The sequence below is a fragment of the Geodermatophilus amargosae genome (assembly GCF_041028265.1).
Taxonomy (GTDB): Bacteria; Actinomycetota; Actinomycetes; order Mycobacteriales; family Geodermatophilaceae; genus Geodermatophilus; species Geodermatophilus amargosae_A.
Genome location: NZ_JABGCW010000004.1, coordinates 206,025 through 224,098 on the forward strand (window position 1 = coordinate 206,025; position 18,074 = coordinate 224,098).

The 18,074-nt window shown below is 74.7% G+C and carries 18 protein-coding genes; 17 read left to right on the forward strand and 1 reads right to left on the reverse strand.

What is annotated here, in order from left to right:
• Nucleotides 1-7: 7 nt before the first annotated feature.
• Nucleotides 8-877 carry a DUF3105 domain-containing protein gene (locus tag HLV61_RS06575; RefSeq protein WP_369253589.1) on the reverse strand — a complete coding sequence of 290 codons (870 nt, stop codon included), beginning with the start codon at nt 875-877 and terminating at the stop codon, nt 8-10.
• 178 nt (nt 878-1,055) lie between these two features.
• Between HLV61_RS06575 and argS the strand changes: the two genes are divergently transcribed.
• The 17 genes from argS (at nt 1,056) to HLV61_RS06660 (ending at nt 18,020) form a co-directional block, all read left to right on the forward strand.
• Nucleotides 1,056-2,717 carry an arginine--tRNA ligase gene (gene argS / locus HLV61_RS06580; protein ID WP_369253590.1) on the forward strand — a complete coding sequence of 554 codons (1,662 nt, stop codon included), beginning with the start codon at nt 1,056-1,058 and terminating at the stop codon, nt 2,715-2,717.
• Nucleotides 2,714-4,204, forward strand: coding sequence for a diaminopimelate decarboxylase (gene lysA / locus HLV61_RS06585; protein ID WP_369253591.1), 1,491 nt, complete (start codon nt 2,714-2,716; stop codon nt 4,202-4,204). Before argS ends, lysA begins: the two co-directional genes overlap by 4 nt.
• On the forward strand, nt 4,201-5,490 hold the full coding sequence (locus HLV61_RS06590) for a homoserine dehydrogenase (protein WP_369253592.1): 1,290 nt from the start codon (nt 4,201-4,203) through the stop codon (nt 5,488-5,490). Before lysA ends, HLV61_RS06590 begins: the two co-directional genes overlap by 4 nt.
• Complete coding sequence (gene thrC, locus HLV61_RS06595; RefSeq protein ID WP_369253593.1) at nt 5,487-6,566, forward strand: threonine synthase; 1,080 nt, start codon at nt 5,487-5,489, stop codon at nt 6,564-6,566. The genes HLV61_RS06590 and thrC overlap by 4 nt, the downstream gene beginning before the upstream one ends.
• Before the next feature lie 27 nt (nt 6,567-6,593).
• The gene (thrB, locus tag HLV61_RS06600) at nt 6,594-7,517 is read left to right on the forward strand and encodes a homoserine kinase (protein WP_369253594.1); all 924 of its coding nucleotides are present in this window, start codon (nt 6,594-6,596) and stop codon (nt 7,515-7,517) included.
• Between the two features lie 239 nt (nt 7,518-7,756).
• Entirely contained in the window at nt 7,757-10,045 is a 2,289-nt protein-coding gene (gene rho / locus HLV61_RS06605; RefSeq protein WP_440284473.1) for a transcription termination factor Rho, read from the forward strand.
• Between the two features lie 136 nt (nt 10,046-10,181).
• Nucleotides 10,182-10,406 carry a 50S ribosomal protein L31 gene (rpmE, locus tag HLV61_RS06610; protein ID WP_369253595.1) on the forward strand — a complete coding sequence of 75 codons (225 nt, stop codon included), beginning with the start codon at nt 10,182-10,184 and terminating at the stop codon, nt 10,404-10,406.
• 111 nt (nt 10,407-10,517) lie between these two features.
• Complete coding sequence (gene prfA, locus HLV61_RS06615) at nt 10,518-11,597, forward strand: peptide chain release factor 1 (protein WP_369253596.1); 1,080 nt, start codon at nt 10,518-10,520, stop codon at nt 11,595-11,597.
• 14 nt (nt 11,598-11,611) lie between these two features.
• Nucleotides 11,612-12,457, forward strand: coding sequence for a peptide chain release factor N(5)-glutamine methyltransferase (prmC, locus tag HLV61_RS06620; RefSeq protein ID WP_369253926.1), 846 nt, complete (start codon nt 11,612-11,614; stop codon nt 12,455-12,457).
• A 6-nt stretch (nt 12,458-12,463) separates the two neighbouring features.
• Nucleotides 12,464-13,105, forward strand: a complete 642-nt coding sequence (locus HLV61_RS06625) for an L-threonylcarbamoyladenylate synthase (protein WP_369253597.1) — start codon at nt 12,464-12,466, stop codon at nt 13,103-13,105.
• A 197-nt stretch (nt 13,106-13,302) separates the two neighbouring features.
• A complete protein-coding gene (locus tag HLV61_RS06630; RefSeq protein WP_369253598.1) occupies nt 13,303-14,616 on the forward strand; it encodes a glycosyltransferase family 4 protein in 1,314 nt (437 codons plus the stop codon).
• Nucleotides 14,613-15,086, forward strand: coding sequence for a hypothetical protein (locus HLV61_RS06635; RefSeq protein ID WP_369253599.1), 474 nt, complete (start codon nt 14,613-14,615; stop codon nt 15,084-15,086). Before HLV61_RS06630 ends, HLV61_RS06635 begins: the two co-directional genes overlap by 4 nt.
• Before the next feature lie 13 nt (nt 15,087-15,099).
• Nucleotides 15,100-15,426, forward strand: a complete 327-nt coding sequence (locus tag HLV61_RS06640; protein ID WP_369253600.1) for an AtpZ/AtpI family protein — start codon at nt 15,100-15,102, stop codon at nt 15,424-15,426.
• Nucleotides 15,423-16,253 (forward strand): F0F1 ATP synthase subunit A, encoded by an 831-nt coding sequence (gene atpB, locus HLV61_RS06645; RefSeq protein ID WP_369253601.1) that lies wholly within the window; start codon nt 15,423-15,425, stop codon nt 16,251-16,253. The genes HLV61_RS06640 and atpB overlap by 4 nt, the downstream gene beginning before the upstream one ends.
• A gap of 91 nt (nt 16,254-16,344) precedes the next feature.
• The gene (gene atpE, locus HLV61_RS06650) at nt 16,345-16,572 is read left to right on the forward strand and encodes an ATP synthase F0 subunit C (protein ID WP_089402402.1); all 228 of its coding nucleotides are present in this window, start codon (nt 16,345-16,347) and stop codon (nt 16,570-16,572) included.
• A 48-nt stretch (nt 16,573-16,620) separates the two neighbouring features.
• Nucleotides 16,621-17,202: a F0F1 ATP synthase subunit B gene (locus tag HLV61_RS06655; RefSeq protein ID WP_369253602.1), complete on the forward strand. Its 582-nt coding sequence runs from the start codon at nt 16,621-16,623 to the stop codon at nt 17,200-17,202.
• The gene (locus HLV61_RS06660) at nt 17,202-18,020 is read left to right on the forward strand and encodes a F0F1 ATP synthase subunit delta (protein ID WP_369253603.1); all 819 of its coding nucleotides are present in this window, start codon (nt 17,202-17,204) and stop codon (nt 18,018-18,020) included. The genes HLV61_RS06655 and HLV61_RS06660 overlap by 1 nt, the downstream gene beginning before the upstream one ends.
• Nucleotides 18,021-18,074: the final 54 nt, after the last annotated feature.

Below are 18,074 nucleotides of genomic sequence, written 5' to 3' on the forward strand. Positions count from 1 at the left end.
CGCGGGCTCACTCCGTGGGGGTCTCGGCGGAACCGTCGGCGCCCATCGTCGGCGTGGTCGGGGCGTCGGTGGTGGTGGCGTCGGCACCGCGGCTGCCGTCACCGACGAGCAGCGGGTCGGCCACGAAGGTCGGGTTCTCGCAGCTGGCACCGATCTCGGGGTAGTGGCCCTCGACCTCGCCGTTGAAGGTCAGGAAGTCGGCGAACTGCTCGATCCGCGGGTCGTCGACCGAGTCCACCTTCAGCTGGTGGTTCCAGGACTGCAGGCTGACCGCGGAGTCCAGGCCGGCGTAGGGGGAGAGCAGCCGGCCGGAGACGCCGTCGACCAGCGCGGCCAGCGTCCCGACGTCGTCGCCCGAGACCCGGTCGGGGTCGTAGGTGATCCACACGGCGCCGTGCTCCATCGAGTGGACGGCGTTCTCGTGCCGGATGTCGCCCTCGTAGACGGTGCCGGTGCAGTCGGCCCACTCGCCGTCGTGCGGCCCGCCGACCGGCGGCGACTGGTCGTACTCGACCGGGGTGGCCACGTGCTCCTGCCCGGCGGCGTAGTCGAAGCTCTGGATGCCCGAGATCTCGTCGAGGGCGTCGACCCTCGCGGCGTCGGACGCCCGCACCTGCACGACGGCGTAGGTGATGGCCGCGGCGGCGAACAGCACGACGGCGACGGCGGCGGCGATCAGCCCCCACGGCCGCGACTGGGTGACCACCTGCGTCGGCGGGCGGGTGCGGCCGCGTCCGCCGTTGCGCGCCGCCGGGCCCCGGCTCGACGACGACCCCCTCGCCGCCCCCTTGGTCGTCGACACCGGACGTGCGCCGGAACCGGACCGGCTCGACCCGCCCCCGGCGCGGCCGGCATCGGGCTTGCGGTCCTTGGCCACGTGCTCTCCTCAGTGCTCGTCGAGTGGTGTGTCCGCCGGTCGTGGCGCAGCATGGGTGCGCGCCGGCGCGGCAGGTCTCGCCCGCCCTCGCACGCGAGTCTAGGTCGCCTCCCCGTGCGGACCCCGGCAAGCGGGGACGGCGGGGAACCGGGTCGCGCCCGCTGCGTACGATCACGCGGTGACACCCGAGCAGTTGCGCGACCTCGTCCGGACCGCGGTCGCGGCGGTCGTCGAGCGCGGCACGCTCGCCGTCGCCGTCCCCGACGACGTCCTCGTCGAGCGTCCGAAGAACCCCGAGCACGGCGACTACGCCACCAACGTCGCGCTGCGCCTGGCCAAGCCGGCCGGCATGCCGCCGCGCGCGGTCGCCGACCTGCTGGCCGAGGAGGTGCGCGCGCAGCCGGGGGTCGCGCGGGTCGACGTCGCCGGTCCCGGCTTCCTCAACGTGACCCTCGCGCAGGGGGCGCTCGGGCAGATCGCCGTCCGGGCCGTCACCGCCGGCGAGGGCTACGGCCGTACCGACACCCTGGCCGGGCAGCGGCTCAACCTCGAGTTCGTCTCGGCCAACCCCACCGGCCCGGTCACCCTCGGCTCCACCCGGTGGGCCGCCGTCGGCGACGCGCTGGCCCGGCTGCTGGAGTCCAGTGGCGCCGAGGTCAGCCGCGAGTACTACGTCAACGACGCCGGCGCGCAGATCGAGCGGTTCGCCCGCAGCCTGCAGGCCGTCGCGCTGGGCCGGCCGGTGCCCGCCGACGGCTACCAGGGCGACTACGTCGGCGAGGTGGCCGCCCACGTCGTCGCCCAGGAGCCGGCGCTCCTGGAGCGGCCCGAGGACGAGCAGGTGGCGGGCTTCGCCGACCGCGGCGTGGCCGCGATGGTGGCCGACATCCGGTCCACCCTCGAGGGCTTCGGCGTCCGCTTCGACACCTTCTTCTCCGAGCGGACGCTGCACGAGTCCGGCGCGCTGGAGAAGGCGGTGGCCACGCTGCGCGGGCAGGGGCACGTCTTCGAGGCCGACGGCGCGGTCTGGCTGCGGACGACGGACTTCGGCGACGACAAGGACCGCGTGCTGGTCAAGGCCGACGGCGAGCCGACGTACTTCGCCGCCGACTGCGCCTACTACCTCGACAAGCGGGCCCGCGGCTTCGACCGGGTCGTGATCATGCTCGGTGCCGACCACTCCGGCTACGTCGGCCGGTACAAGGCGCTGGTGGCCGCCGCGGGCGACGACCCCGGCACGCACCTCGAGATCCTCATCGGCCAGCTGGTCAACCTGGTGCGCGACGGCGAGCCGGTCCGGATGAGCAAGCGCAGGGGTGACTTCGTGCTGCTCACCGACCTCGTCGACGCCGTCGGCACCGACGCCGCCCGCTACGCGCTGGCCCGCGCCTCGGTCGACCAGACGATCGACATCGACGCCGACCTGTGGAGCCGGCGCACCAACGACAACCCGGTCTTCTACGTCCAGTACGCGCACGCCCGGATCTCCTCGGTGCTGCGCAACGCCGCCGACCTCGGCATCGCCCTGGGCGAGCCCGGGGACGTCGACGCCGGGCTGCTCACCCACGAGCGGGAGAACGACCTGCTCCGGGCGATCGGCGAGTTCCCGCGGGTGGTCACCTCGGCCGCCGAGCTGCGCGCGCCGCACCGGGTGGCCCGGTACCTCGAGGAGCTGGCCGGCACCTACCACCGCTTCTACGACGCCTGCCGGGTGCTGCCCCGCGGCGACGAGGAGGCGACCCCGCTGACCAGCGCGCGGCTGTGGCTGTGCGCGGCCACCGCGGTGGTGCTGCGCAACGGCCTGGGCGTGCTCGGTGTCTCCGCGCCGGAGCGGATGTGAGGGCGCACCCGGCGGGGCCGCTGCACGGCGCGTTCGCCCCGCCGCCGTCGGCGGGCATGCCGCCGGCCGACCTCGGCGCCCTCGACGCGCAGGTCTGGCCGCGCTCGGCCCGCCGGGTCGACGGCGAGCTGCACCTGGGCGGCAAGCCGGTCACCGAGCTGGCCCGCGTGCACGGCACCCCGCTGTTCGTCCTCGACGAGGACGACTTCCGCGGCCGCGCGGCCGACTTCGCCACCGCCTTCTCCGGCGCCGACGTCCACTACGCCTCCAAGGCCTTCCTCTGCGGCCAGGTGGCCCGCTGGATCGCCGACGACGGCCTGCACCTCGACGCCTGCAGCGGCAACGAGCTCGCCGTCGCGCTGGCCGCCGGGTTCCCCGCCGAGCGGATCGCGCTGCACGGCAACAACAAGTCGCTGGTGGAGCTGCAGCTGGCCGTCGACGCCGGCATCGGGCACGTCGTCGTGGACTCCTTCGACGAGATCGACCGGCTGGTCCCGATGGCGCTGGCGCGGATGGCGGCCGGGGGCGGCCCGGTGCCGGTGCTGATCCGCACCACCGTCGGCATCGAGGCGCACACCCACGAGTTCATCGCCACCGCGCACGAGGACCAGAAGTTCGGCTTCTCACTGGCCACCGGCGACGCGCTGACCGCCGCCGTGCGGGTGATCCGGGAGCCGTCGCTGCACCTGGCCGGGCTGCACAGCCACATCGGCTCGCAGATCTTCGACACCGCCGGGTTCGAGGCCGCCGCGCACCGGGTGGTCGGCCTGCTCGGCCAGGTGCACCAGGCCACCGGCGAGGTGCTCGAGGAGCTCAACCTCGGCGGCGGCTTCGGCATCGCCTACCTCCCCGACGACGACCCGGTGACACCCGACGACGTCGCCCGGCGGTTGCGCACCGTCGTCGCCATGGAGTGCGCCGCGCTGGACCTGCCGGTGCCGCGGCTGGCCGTCGAGCCCGGCCGCGCGATCGCCGGGCCCGGCACGGTCACCCTCTACGAGATCGGCACGATCAAGCCGGTCCGGCTGGGCAGCGGCGGGCAGGGGGCGCCGCAGGTGCGCAACTACGTCTCCGTCGACGGCGGGATGAGCGACAACATCCGCACCGCCCTCTACGACGCCGACTACACCTGCGTGCTGGCCAACCGCACCTCCGACGCCCCGCCGGCGCTGTGCCGCGTCGTCGGCAAGCACTGCGAGAGCGGCGACGTGCTGGTCCGCGACCTGTGGCTGCCCTCGGACGTGCAACCCGGCGACCTGCTCGCCGTCGCCGCCACCGGCGCCTACTGCTGGTCGATGGCCAGCAACTACAACTACCTGCTCAAGCCGCCGGTGGTCGCCGTGCGGGACGGCGCCGCCACCGAGATCGTGCGGCGTCAGACACTCTCGGACGTGTTCGCCCTCGACGCCGTCCTCGCGGGGCGTCCCGCGCCCTCCCCGGCGATCGACCAGCCGGCACCCGAGCACCCGGTGGGAGCCCGCTCATGAAGCCCCTCAAGGTCGCGCTGCTCGGCTGCGGCACCGTCGGCGGCGCCGTGCTCCGGTTGCTCGACGAGCAGGCCGGCGACCTCGCCGCCCGCATCGGCCGCCCGGTGCAGGTCGCCGGCGTGGCCGTCCGCCGGCCCGACCGGCACCCGGAGGTCCCCGCGGACCTGCTCACCACCGACGCGCTGGGCCTGGTCGCCCGCGACGACGTCGACCTCGTCGTGGAGGTGATCGGCGGGATCGAGCCGGCCCGCTCGCTGATCCTGGCCGCCGTCGAGGCCGGGAAGTCGGTGGTCAGCGCCAACAAGGCACTGCTGGCCGAGGACGGCGTCGCGCTGCACGCCGCGGCCGCCAAGGCCGGCGTCGACCTGTACTACGAGGCGTCGGTGGCCGGGGCGATCCCGCTGCTGCGCCCGCTGCGCGAGTCGCTGGCCGGCGACCAGATCCGCCGCGTGGTCGGCATCGTCAACGGCACCACCAACTACATCCTGTCCCGCATGGCCGAGACCGGTGCGGGGTTCAGCGAGGCGCTGGCCGAGGCCACCGAGCTCGGCTACGCCGAGGCCGACCCGACCGCCGACGTCGACGGGTTCGACGCCGCCGCGAAGGCCGCGATCCTCGCCTCGCTGTCCTTCCACTCCGCGGTCACCGCCGCCGACGTGCACCGCGAGGGGATCTCCGCGGTCAGCGCCACCGACGTCGCCCGCGCCGCGGAGATCGGCTGCACGGTCAAGCTGCTGGCCATCTGCGAGCGGGTGGCGGGGGAGGACGGCGACACCGTCGCCGTCCGCGTGCACCCGGCGATGATCCCGACGTCGCACCCGCTGGCCGCGGTCGGCGGGGCGTTCAACGCCGTCTTCGTCGAGGCCGAGGCCGCCGGGCAGCTCATGTTCTACGGCCAGGGGGCCGGTGGGGAGCCCACCGCCAGCGCCGTCCTCGGCGACCTCGTCGCCGTCGCGCGCAACCGCGTGGCCGGTGCCGCGGGCGCCGGGCCCACCGCCTACGCCGACCTGCCCACCCGGCCCATCGCCGAGACGCCGACGCGGTACCACGTCAGCCTCGACGTGGCCGACGTCCCCGGCGTGCTCGCCACGGTGGCCACCGCCTTCGCCGAGCACGGGGTGAGCATCGCCACCGTCCGCCAGGACGGGCACGGCGACGCCGCCACGCTGGTCATCGTCACGCACAGCGCCCCGGACGCCGCGCTGTCGTCGACGATCGCCGCGCTGCGGGAACTGCCCGCCGTCCGCGGGGTCACGAGCGTGCTGAGGGTGGAGGGTCTGTCATGACCGGAACGCTGCGCGGTGCCGTCTCGCCGTCCTGGCCGGGGCTGATCGAGGCCTACCGGTCCCGCCTGCCGGTCACCGCGTCGACGCCGGTGGTCACCCTGCACGAGGGCGCCACCCCGCTGGTGCCCGCCGTCGAGCTGTCGCGGCGGACCGGCTGCGAGGTGTTCCTCAAGGTCGAGGGCGCCAACCCGACCGGGTCGTTCAAGGACCGCGGCATGACGATGGCCATCACCAAGGCCGTCGAGGAGGGTGCGCGGGCGGTCATCTGCGCCTCCACCGGCAACACCAGCGCCAGCGCCGCCGCCTACGCCGCGCGCGCCGGGATCGTCTGCGCCGTCCTCGTGCCCACGGGCAAGATCGCGCTCGGCAAGCTGGCCCAGGCGCTGGTGCACGGCGCCAAGCTGCTGCAGGTCGAGGGCAACTTCGACGACTGCCTCGCCCTGGCCAGCAAGCTGTCCATCGACTACCCGGTCAGCCTGGTCAACAGCGTGAACCAGTACCGCATCGAGGGGCAGAAGACCGCCTCGTTCGAGATCGTCGACGTCCTCGGCGACGCCCCCGACGTGCACTGCCTGCCGGTCGGGAACGCCGGCAACATCACCGCCTACTGGCAGGGTTACCGCGAGTACTCCGACGACGGCCCGGCCACCCGGCGGCCGCGCATGTGGGGCTTCCAGGCCGCCGGTGCCGCGCCGATCGTCACCGGCAAGGTCGTCGAGCAGCCGAGCACCATCGCCACCGCCATCCGCATCGGCAACCCCGCGTCGTGGACCAAGGCGCTGACCGCCCGCGACGACTCCGGCGGCCGCATCGACGCCGTCACCGACCGGGAGATCCTCGCCGCCTACCGGCTGCTCGCCCGCACCGAGGCCGTGTTCGTCGAGCCGGCGTCGGCCGCGTCGGTCGCCGGGCTGCTCAAGGTGGCCGCGGCCGGCGAGCTCGAGCCCGGGCAGCGCGTGGTGTGCACCGTCACCGGCAACGGGCTCAAGGACCCCGACTGGGCCATCTCCGGTGCGCCCGCGCCGGTGACGATCCCGGTCGACGCCGCCGCGGCCGCCGCGCAGCTGGGTCTCTGAGTGGCGGAGTCCGCGGTGCGGGTCCGCGTGCCCGCCACCAGCGCCAACCTCGGCCCCGCCTTCGACTGCGCCGGCCTCGCGCTGACGCTGCACGACGTCGTCGAGTTCGCCGTCCGCGACGGCGGGCTCACCGTCGAGGTGTCCGGCGTCGGGGCGGCGGAGTTGCCCACCGACGAGTCGCACCTGGTGGTGCGGGCCTTCCGCGCCGCCTGCGAGCAGCTCGGCTGGACCCCGCCGGGCCTGTGCGTGCGCGCCGTGAACGCCATCCCGCAGGGGCGGGGGATGGGCTCGTCGGCCGCCGCCGTCGTCGCCGGGGTCGTGGGCGCCTGGGCCCTGTGCCCCGGCGTCGAGGCCGTCGACGGCGACGCCGTCCTGCGGTTGGTCAGCGAGATCGAGGGCCACCCCGACAACGTGGCCGCCTGCCTCCTGGGCGGCGCGACGCTGTCGTGGACGACGCCAGGGGGTGCCCGGGCCGACCGGCTGCCGGTCAGCGACGAGGTGCTGCCGGTGCTGCTCGTCCCGGAGGCCACGCTGTCGACCCACCTGGCGCGCACGCTGCTGCCCGACGCGGTGCCGCACGCCGACGCCGCCTTCAACGCCGCCCGCGCGGCGCTGCTCGTGCACGCCCTCGTCGCCGAGCCGTCCCAGCTGCTCGAGGCCACCGAGGACCGGCTGCACCAGCGCCAGCGCGCCGAGGCCATGCCGGCGACGATCGCGCTGGTCGACCGGCTGCGCGCCGCGGGCCACGCCGCGGTGGTGTCCGGCGCCGGGCCCAGCGTCCTGGTGCTCACCCGGCGGCATCCCGACGACGTCCCCGGCGACCCGGCGGCGGCCGTGCGGGTGCGCGAGGTGACGGACGTCACCCCGGAGGGGTGGCGCGTGTACCCCCTGGAGGTGGACTCCGGCGGCGCCCGCGTGACCCGCGTGGCGCCTGGGGTATCGTCTTCGTAACGAGGAACACTCCGCTGGTCAGCGGTGTTGTCCCGGCTGAGTGGCGAGTCTAGTCTTCGGACGTAGCCGCCCCTCGGGCGAGCCTCGCGCGGAGCGTGCAGACGACCTCTCTGTCGACGCAGATCCCGCTCCGCACCCACTCGATCCGTCGCTCCCCCCTGTCCCGAAACCGTCGGACGGGGTCGACGGGTCACCTCCTGCGCTGGTAGGCGCAGGCCACCGCAGGGAAGGACCTGTACGTGAGCGAAACCACCGACCTCGCCACCACCGGCGCCCCCGAGGGTGCTGCGGGCGAGGCACCTGCCGCCACCGGCACCGCGGGCCGGTCCCGTCGCCGTGGCAGCGGGCTGGCCGGCATGCTGCTCCCCGAGCTGCAGCGGCTGGCGGCCGAGCTGGGCATCCCCGGCACCGGCCGCATGCGCAAGGGCGACCTCGTCGCCGCCATCTCCGCCCGCCAGGTCGGCGGCGGCGCCTCGGGCAACGGCGTCCCGGCGCCCGGCGGCCCGGCCGACGCGGCTCCCGCAGCCGCCGAGGGCCCCGCTGCCGCCGAGGGCCCCGCCGCCGCCGAGGCTCCCGCCGCCCCCGAGGCGCGCGGTGTCGCCGCGACGGCCGCGCCCCTCGAGGCCCCCGTCAGCGGCGGCGCCAACGGCGGTCCGCTGACCGCCACCCCCGACACCGCTCCCGACACCGCAGTCGAGGCCCCCACCGAGGTGAAGGCCGCGACCGAGGGCGCCCCGCGCCGCCGCCGCGCGGCCAGCCGTCCCGCCGGCGCACCGTCCGACGCGGGGACCGCCGAGGCGCCCACCGCCGAGGCGCCCGCCGTCCGGGCGCCCGCCGTCCAGGCCCCGCCTGCCGCCGAGGCGCCCGCCGCCGACGCGGCACCGTCCGCCCCGCCCGCGGAGCGGACCGAGGGTGACCGCACCGACGGCGACCACACCGACGGTGACCGTGCCGAGGGCGAGCGCCCGACCCGCAACCGGGACCGCAGCCGCAACCGGGAGGGCCGCGACGGCGCCGAGCGCACCGAGCGGGCCCCCCGCGACGGCGGCGAGCGCGCCCCCCGCGACGGCGAGCGCGCGGAGCGCACTCCTCGCGACGGCGAGCGCGGGCAGCGCGACGGCAACCGCGCCGAGCGCGCTGCCCGTCCTGACCGCAGCGACCGGCCCGACCGCAGCGACCGGCCCGACCGCAGCGACCGGCCCGACCGCAACGAGCGGACCGACACGCGTCCCGACAGCCGCACCGACCCTCGCACCGACCCCCGCAGTGACGAGGACGACGACGACTTCGAGGGCGGCCGTGGCCGCCGCGGGCGCCGGTACCGCGACCGCAACCGCCGCAACGGGCGCGAGCGCTTCGACCAGCCGACCGAGCCGACGGTCGGCGAGGACGACGTCCTGCTGCCGGTCGCCGGCATCCTCGACGTCCTGGACAACTACGCGTTCGTCCGGACCTCGGGCTACCTGACCGGCCCCAACGACGTCTACGTCTCGCTGTCGCAGGTGCGCCGGCACGGTCTACGCCGCGGTGACGCCATCACCGGCGCGGTCCGCCAGCCGCGCGAGGGTGAGCGCAAGGACAAGTACAACGCCCTCGTCCGGCTCGACTCGGTCAACGGCCTGGACCCCGAACAGGCGCGCAACCGGCCCGAGTTCACCAAGCTGACGCCGCTCTACCCGCAGGAGCGCCTGCGGCTGGAGACCGACCCGCAGCAGCTGACCACCCGGGTCATCGACCTGGTCATGCCGATCGGCAAGGGGCAGCGCGCCCTCATCGTCTCGCCGCCCAAGGCCGGCAAGACGATGGTGCTGCAGGCGATCGCCAACGCGATCACCACGAACAACCCCGAGTGCCACCTCATGGTCGTCCTCGTCGACGAGCGGCCCGAGGAGGTCACCGACATGCAGCGTTCGGTGAAGGGCGAGGTCATCGCCTCGACCTTCGACCGGCCGCCGTCGGACCACACCACGGTCGCGGAGCTGTCGATCGAGCGCGCCAAGCGCCTGGTCGAGATGGGCCACGACGTCGTCGTCCTGCTGGACTCGATCACCCGCCTGGGCCGCGCCTACAACCTGGCCGCCCCGGCCAGCGGGCGCATCCTCTCCGGCGGTGTCGACTCCACGGCGCTCTACCCGCCCAAGCGCTTCCTCGGCGCCGCCCGCAACATCGAGAACGGCGGCTCGCTGACCATCCTGGCCTCGGCGCTGGTCGAGACCGGCTCGACGATGGACACGGTCATCTTCGAGGAGTTCAAGGGCACGGGTAACGCGGAGATCAAGCTCGACCGCCGGCTGGCGGACAAGCGGGTCTTCCCGGCCGTCGACGTCAACGCGTCGGGCACCCGCAAGGAGGAGATCCTCCTCGCACCCGACGAGCTGGCCGTCGTCATCAAGCTGCGCCGGGTGCTCTCCGCCCTCGAGCCGCAGCAGGCGCTGGAGCTGCTGCTCGACAAGCTGCGCAAGACGCGCAACAACATCGAGTTCCTCATGCAGATCCAGAAGACGACGCTCGGTCCCGAGCGGGACTAGGCGCACCGCCGCACAGCGGGGCCCGGCCATCAGGGATAGTGGTCGGCCGAGCCCCGCGCTGGCGGCCGGAATGACCGGCCGGCCGCCGGCGTTCAGCCAGACAGCACCGAGACGTCCCCGGAAGAGGCCCCGCATCATGAAGCCCGGTATCCACCCCGAGTACCACACCACCACGGTCACCTGTGGCTGTGGCAACACCTTCACCACCCGCAGCACCTCGCCCAGCGGCACGCTCACCGTCGAGACCTGCTCGGCCTGCCACCCCTTCTACACCGGCAAGCAGCGCATCCTCGACACCGGTGGCCGCGTGGCCCGCTTCGAGAAGCGGTTCGGCAAGCGCGGCGCCACCGCCGGCAAGTAGCACCCCCGACGGCGCCCGTCCCACCTCGCGTGGGACGGGCGCCGTCGTCGTGTCCGCCCCCGTCCCCGGCAGAGATGGCCATTTCTGCCGCTCCTGCCGAGAGGTCCCGCGATGAGCAGCCCCACCGACGCCGCACCCGACCGGCTGCACGGGTTGCTCGAGGAGCACGCCGCGCTCGAGACGGAGCTGGCCGACCCCGCGGTGCACACCGACACCGCCCGCGCCCGCCGGCTGGGACGCCGCTACGCGCAGCTCGCCCCGGTGGTCGAGACCGCGCGCGCCCTCGACGCCGCCCGCGACGACCTGGCGGCCGCCCGCGAGCTCGCCGCCGAGGACGCGTCCTTCGCCGAGGAGGCCCGCGGGCTGGAGGTGCGCATCGACGAGCTCAGCGACCGGCTGCGCGAGCAGCTGCTGCCCAAGGACCCCGACGACGACAAGGACGTCATCCTCGAGATCAAGGCGGGGGAGGGCGGCGCGGAGTCGGCGCTGTTCGCCGGCGACCTGCTGCGCATGTACCTGCGCTACGCCGAGCGCCGCGGCTGGGCCACCGAGGTGCTCGACGCCGTCCCCGCGGAGCTCGGCGGCTACAAGGACGTCGCGATCGCGGTGAAGTCGCGCACCGACGAGGGCATCTGGTCGCGGCTGAAGTTCGAGGGCGGCGTCCACCGCGTGCAGCGGGTGCCGGTCACCGAGTCGCAGGGCCGCATCCACACCTCCGCCGTCGGGGTCCTGGTGCTGCCCGAGGCCGAGGACGTCGACGTCACCGTCGACCCGAACGACCTGCGCATCGACGTCTTCCGCTCCAGCGGCCCCGGCGGGCAGAGCGTGAACACCACCGACTCCGCCGTCCGGATCACCCACCTGCCCAGCGGCATCGTGGTCAGCTCGCAGAACGAGAAGAGCCAGCTGCAGAACCGTGAGTCGGCGTTGCGGGTGCTGCGCTCCCGGCTGCTGGCCGCCGCCCGCGAGGAGGCCGAGGCCACCGCCAGCGACCAGCGGCGCAGCCAGGTCCGCACCGTCGACCGCAGCGAGCGGGTGCGCACCTACAACTACCCGGAGAGCCGGATCTCCGACCACCGGGTCGGCTTCAAGGCGCACAACCTCGACCAGGTCCTCGACGGCGAGCTCGACCCGGTCATCGACGCCCTCACCCGCGCGCACACCACCGAGCTGCTGGCGGCCGGCTCCTGAACACCCGCACGCTGCTGGCCGACGCGGCCCGCCGGCTGGCCGGGGCCGGCGTCGAGTCGCCCCGCGTCGACGCCGAGCTGCTGCTCGCCCACGCCCTCGGCGTCCCTCGGGCGGCCCTGCTGACCCGCGACGACGTCGACGACGCGGCCGCCGACCGCTTCACCGCGCTGCTCGACCAGCGCGCCGGGCGGGTGCCGCTGCAGCACCTCACCGGCCGGGCACCGTTCCGCCACCTCGAGCTCGCCGTCGGCCCCGGCGTGTTCGTGCCCCGGCCGGAGACCGAGCAGCTCGTCGAGTGGGCGCTGGCGCAGCTGGCCGGCGCCGACGAGCCGGTCGTCGTCGACCTGGGCGCGGGGTCGGGGGCGATCGCGCTGTCGCTGGCGCACGAGCACCCCGGCGCGCGGGTCACCGCCGTCGAGCGCGACCCGCAGGCGGCCGAGTGGACGCGGCACAACGCCGACCTCCGCGCGGCCGCCGGCGACCGCCCGGTGACGGTGCTGTCCGGGGACATGACCGACCCCGCGCTGCTGCGCGACCTCGACGGCGCCGTCGACCTCGTCGTCTCCAACCCGCCCTACGTCCCCGACGGCGCCCGGGTGCCGCGGGAGGTGGCCGACCACGACCCGCCGCTCGCGCTGTGGGGCGGCCCCGACGGCCTCGACGTCGTCCGGGGCCTGCTGAGGACGGCGGCGCGGCTGCTGCGCCCCGGCGGCGCGCTCGGCATCGAGCACGCCGACCAGCAGGGGAGCGCGCTGCCCGCGCTGGTACGCGGCACGGGCGAGTTCACCGACGTCGCCGACCACCCCGACCTCGCCGGCCGCCCCCGCTTCACGACCGCCCGCCGGACCGCGCGAGACTGACCGGCCGTGGCCGACCTCTACGACTGCACCGACCCCGAGCAGCGCACGGCGGGTCTCGACGCCGCCGCCGCCGCGATCGCCCGCGGCGAGCTGGTGCTCGTCCCCACCGACACCGTGTACGGCGTGGCCGCCGACGCCTTCTCTCCCACGGCGGTCGCCGGGCTGCTGGCGGCGAAGAACCGCGGCCGCGCGATGCCGGTGCCCGTGCTGGTCGGAGAGGCCTCGACGCTGGCCGGGCTGACGATGAGCGTGCCGCGGGTGGCGCAGCGGCTGGCCGAGGCGTTCTGGCCCGGCGGCCTCACCCTCGTCATCGAGCACGCGCCCTCGCTGGCCTGGGACCTCGGGGACGCCGAGGGGACCGTCGCCGTCCGGCTGCCCGACGACGACGTCGCCCGCGCCCTGCTGCGCCGCACCGGGCCGCTGGCCGTCTCCAGCGCCAACCGCTCGGGCCGGCCCGCCGCCACCAGCGCGGAGGAGGCGGCGGCGCAGCTCGGCGAGCACGCGGCGGTCGTCCTCGACGGTGGCCCGCGGGCCGGCTCGGTCCCCAGCACGATCGTCGACTGCACCGGGCCGGTGCCGCGGGTGCTGCGCGTCGGCGCCGTCCCCGTCGAGCGGCTGCGCGAGGTCGTCCCCGAGACCACGGACTGAGCGGGGACCCGACCTCCCCGCCCCCGGTACCTGGGGTGGGGACCGCTCGGGTCCCGCTGCGCCCGGGGACCGCGGGATACCGTGGGGGGTACCGCCAGCCCCGTCCGCCCTGTCGTCTCGCCACCGGGAGCACCGCGATGAGCACGCCCGCCGCGCGCCCGGCCGGGACCCCGCGCGGTCCGCGCAGGAGCTGAGCCGTGCGCGAGTACGCCGTCGTCCTGCTCACCGCGGGCCTGGTGACCTTCCTGGCCACCCCGGTGGTGCGGATCGCGGCGGTGCGGATGCGCATGATGGCCGCGCCGCGGGAGCGCGACGTGCACGTCATCCCCACCCCGCGCGGCGGGGGAGTGGCGATGTACCTCGGCGTGGCGGCGGCGGTGATGGTGGCCACCCGCCTGCCGGCGCTGCAGCGCACCTTCGACGACTCGCAGACCGCCGCGGTGCTCGTCGCCGGCGGCCTCATCTGCCTGCTGGGCGTCCTCGACGACAAGTTCGGCCTCGACGCGCTCACCAAGCTCACCGGGCAGATCGCCGCGGCCGGCGTCATGGTGCTGCTCGGCGTCCAGCTGGCGTTCCTGTTCCTGCCGTTCGCCGACATCGGGACCATCTCCTTCGGCCCGGACGTCGGCGTGCCGCTGACCATCCTGCTGACCGTCATGACGGTCAACGCGCTGAACTTCATCGACGGCCTCGACGGCCTGGCCGCGGGCGTCTCGGCCATCGCCGCGCTGGCCTTCTTCGCCTACAGCTACAACCTCAGCAGCGTCGGCTACGACGAGGTGGCCAGCGCCCCGGCCCTGCTGACGGCGGTGCTCGCCGGGGCCTGCCTGGGCTTCCTGCCGCACAACTTCAGCCCGGCGCGGATCTTCATGGGCGACTCCGGGTCGATGCTGGTCGGCCTGATGCTGTCGGCCGCCGCGGTGAGCGCCACCGGGAGGGTCGACGCGCAGTCCTTCGACTCCGCCGCCAGCCTGCTGCCGCTGGCCCTGCCGCTGCTGGTGCCGGTCGCGGTGCTCTTCATCCCGTTCGTCGACCTGCTCCTGGCCGTCGTCCGCCGGACCCGGCGCGGCCAGTCGCCGTTCTCACCGGACAAGATGCACCTGCACCACCGGCTGCTGACCATCGGTCACTCCCACCGCCGGGCGGTGCTGACCATGTACTTCTGGGCGGCTCTCCTGTCCTTCGGCGCGGTGGCCCTCTCGGTCACCGGCGGGACGGTCGAGCTGCTCGTCGTGATCGGGGTGCTGCTCGTCGTGGGTGTCGTCGTCGTCCTGGGCCCGCACGCCCGCCGTGCCGCCCGCGAGGCCCGTGCGGCCGAGATCGCCGCCCAGCGCCGGCGCAGCCGCGCCGCCCACCCGACCGCCCGGGCCCACCGGACCGGCGGCCGCACGACCGCACGGCGGGCGTCCGCCGGCGCGCCGGTGTCGCCGCCCCAGCCGTCGCCGCCGTCCGCGCCCGCGGCCGGGCCGGCCGCCCCGCGGGCCGCCGGTGCCGGCAGGGGGATGCGGTGAGCGCGCCCCGCCCGACGCAGGTCCCGTGGGACCTGTCGTTCCTGAGGGTCGGCGCGCTGGTCACCGGCGCGGTGGCCGTCGTCGCCGCGCTCGTCGCTGGCTTCGTGGCCGGCTGGGCCGACGCCGCGGGCGTCCTGGTCGGTGCCCTCGTGGTGACGGCGTTCTTCGTGGTCTCCGGCGTCGCCGTGGCGTGGGCCGGGCGGATCAACGACACCTTCACCCTGCCGGCGGCGCTGGGCGCCTTCTTCGTCAAGGCGATCGTGCTGTTCGGCATCCTGAACGCCCTGCCCGAGGACGGCTGGCTCGACCGGCTGACGATGGCCTGGTCGGTGGTCGTCGGCGCGCTCCTGTGGAGCGGCGTCCAGTTGCGGTGGGTGTGGACCCGGCCGCTCTACTACGTGACCCCGCCCCCGCCACCCGGTCAGGCGACCGTCCCCCCGGCACCGGGCGGGCCCGCGACACGCGGCTGATAGTGTCCCGGCGATGACCGAGGACGACCCCATCCGTGGGGAGCCCCGGTCCCGACCTGCGCGGGCAGCTTCTCAGGGCAGTGGTGCCGAGACCGGTTACGCGGTCATCGGCACGATGATCTCCGGGATGGCCGTGTGGGGCGGAGCCGGCTGGTTGCTCGACCGGTGGTGGGACACGCGGGTGTTCGTGCCGGTCGGGATCCTCCTCGGCATCTCGGTGGCCATCTACCTGGTCGTCGCCCGGTACGGCGGCCTGCCCCCGTCACCGGGGGCATCGGACAACGGCAGGACCCCGGGCGGACGACGGAGCCGGCCCAGGACGCAGAAGGGACAACGGTGACCTCCAGCGCCCTCGCGCTCGTGGACGTGCTCGCCGCCGAGGGCGGTGCTGCCGGAGACGGCTTCCAGGCCCCCGGCCTCAGCGAGTTCTACCCGGAGCCGATCGCCGAGTTCTCCCTACTGGGCGTCGACTTCGCCATCACCCGCATCACGCTGGGCCTGTGGTTCGCCACGCTCGCGATGCTCGTGTTCATGGTCATGACGGTGCGCAGGCCCCAGATCGTGCCGGGCAAGCTGCAGTTCGTCGGCGAGAGCGGCTACTCGCTGGTCCGCGACGGCATCGCCCGCGACGTCGTCGGTCCCCGGGGCATCCCGTTCGCGCCGTTCCTGGCGTCGCTGTTCTTCTTCATCCTCGCGAACAACTTCATGTCGATCCTGCCGCTGGCGCAGATCTCCCCGATGTCGAAGTTCGCGTTCCCGCTGGTGCTCGCCGGCATCTGCTGGGTGCTCTACATCTACATCGGCATCCGCGAGCAGGGCGCCGGCCGCTACTTCAAGGACATCCTGTTCCTGCCCGGCGTGCCCAAGCCGATGTACATCCTGGTCACGCCGATCGAGATCCTGCAGAACTTCATCGTCCGGCCGTTCACCCTCGCCGTCCGACTCTTCGCGAACATGTTCGCCGGCCACATGCTGCTGGTGGTGTTCTCCCTCGGCGCGGTCTACCTCTTCAGCCGTGACAACTTCTCGATCATCTTCGGCCCCGTCTCGGCGCTGATGGCGATCCTGATGACCTTCTTCGAGCTGCTGGTCATCTTCCTGCAGGCCTACGTCTTCACCGTGCTGATGGGGACCTACCTCAACGGCTCCATCGAGGCCGAGCACTGACGGCCTGACCGCACACCAGACCGCACCACCCGCACGACCCCCGCAAGCCGCCCGGCGGACACCGGGCGACGACACAGGAGGAACACCCGAAATGGATCTTCTCGCTGAGCTCACCGGCAGCATCGGCTCGGTGGGCTACGGCCTGGCCGCGATCGGCCCGGGCATCGGCGTCGGCATCGTGTGGGCGGCCTACATCCAGGCCACCGCCCGCCAGCCGGAGTCGGCCGGCCTGACCCGCACCTACGCCTTCCTCGGGTTCGCCCTCTCCGAGGCGCTCGCGCTGATCGGCTTCGTCGTCCCCTTCGTCTTCGGCATCTGACCAGGTCTCCGGACGCGGGTCACCGACTGAGACAGGGACACTGAGAGCATGAGCATCCTCGCTGCGGAGAGCGCCAACCCGCTCCTGCCGCCGCTCGGCGAGATCATCATCGGCCTGATCGCCTTCGCAGCCGTGATGTTCGTCTTCTTCAAGTTCATCGCGCCGCGCTTCGAGCAGGTCTTCCGGGCTCGGCGCGAGGCCATCGAGGGCGGGATCGAGCGGGCGGAGGCCATGCAGGCCGAGGCCAAGGCCGCGCTGGAGCAGTACCGCGCCCAGCTGGCCGAGGCCCGCACCGAGGCCGCGCAGATCCGGGACCAGGCCCGCGCGGAGGGCCAGCAGATCCTGGAGGAGCTGCGGACCCAGGCGCAGGAGGAGTCGGCGCGCATCGTCGCCCGCGGCGAGGAGCAGCTGGCCGCCAACCGGCAGTCGGTCATCAACGAGCTGCGCGGTCAGATCGGCGCCCTCGCCGTCGACCTCGCCGGCCGCGTGGTGGGGGAGTCCCTGGAGGACGAGTCCCGCCGTCGCGGCACCGTCGACCGGTTCCTCGACGACCTCGACGGCATGTCCGGGGGCGGCGCGTCCGACGGCCGCACCGGCAGCACGGTGTTCGTCCCCGGCGGCGACCGCTGATGGACGCCTCCAGCCGGGCGGCGCTCATCGCCAGTCGCGAGCGCCTGGCGGAGACCACCAGCGGTGCCGCGGGTCCGGGGCTGATGGCGCTGGCCGACGAGCTGTTCGCCGTCGCGCGACTGCTCGACGGGCACGTCTCGCTGCGCCGGGCGCTGTCGGACCCGGCGGGCAAGCCGGCCGACCGGGCCGGCCTCGCGCACCGGATCTTCGACAGCCGCGTCTCGGCCGCCGCCGTCGACCTGGTCGAGACCGTCGCCCGGCAGCGCTGGTCGCGGCCGCTCGACCTGGTCGAGGCGGTCGAGACGCTCGCCACGGACACCGCGCTGGACGCGGCGGAGGCCCGGGGCGAGCTCGAGGGCGTCGAGGACGAGCTGTTCCGGTTCGGCCGGATCGTCGGCGGCGACCCGCAGCTGTCCCGCATCCTCTCCGACGACGCGGCCCCGGCCGAGGGCCGGGCCGCGCTGCTGGACCGGCTGCTGTCCGGCCGGGTCAGCCCCGTCACCGAGCAGCTGGTGCGGAACACGCTGACCGCCCGGCACGTGGGCAACGCGGAGGTCCGCGTCGAGCGCCTGTCCGAGGCGGCCTCCGCCCGGCGTGGCCGGTCGGTCGCCCACGTGACGACGGCGGTGGCGCTGACCGCGGCGCAGGAGCAGCGGCTGCGCGACGTGCTCGGCCGGATCTACGGGCGCACGATCGGTCTGCAGGTGACCGTCGACCCCGAGGTCCTCGGCGGCCTGGTCGTGCGCGTCGGCGACGAGGTCATCGACGGCAGCATCGCCAACCGGCTCGAGGTCGCGGGCCGCCGGCTCGCCGGCTGACGCGACCACCCCCGAACCACAGACTCACGACCCCGCAGGGAAGAGGACGCGCGC

What these genes read in the sequence shown, in the direction of transcription:
- HLV61_RS06590 (WP_369253592.1), top strand. Translation starts at nt 4,201, where the DNA reads ATGAAGCCCCTCAAGGTCGCGCTGCTCGGCTGCGGCACCGTCGGCGGC.
- HLV61_RS06655 (WP_369253602.1), top strand. Translation starts at nt 16,621, where the DNA reads ATGAGCATCCTCGCTGCGGAGAGCGCCAACCCGCTCCTGCCGCCGCTC.
- rpmE (WP_369253595.1), top strand. Translation starts at nt 10,182, where the DNA reads ATGAAGCCCGGTATCCACCCCGAGTACCACACCACCACGGTCACCTGT.
- HLV61_RS06660 (WP_369253603.1), top strand. Translation starts at nt 17,202, where the DNA reads ATGGACGCCTCCAGCCGGGCGGCGCTCATCGCCAGTCGCGAGCGCCTG.
- atpE (WP_089402402.1), top strand. Translation starts at nt 16,345, where the DNA reads ATGGATCTTCTCGCTGAGCTCACCGGCAGCATCGGCTCGGTGGGCTAC.
- prfA (WP_369253596.1), top strand. Translation starts at nt 10,518, where the DNA reads ATGAGCAGCCCCACCGACGCCGCACCCGACCGGCTGCACGGGTTGCTC.
- HLV61_RS06640 (WP_369253600.1), top strand. Translation starts at nt 15,100, where the DNA reads ATGACCGAGGACGACCCCATCCGTGGGGAGCCCCGGTCCCGACCTGCG.
- thrC (WP_369253593.1), top strand. Translation starts at nt 5,487, where the DNA reads ATGACCGGAACGCTGCGCGGTGCCGTCTCGCCGTCCTGGCCGGGGCTG.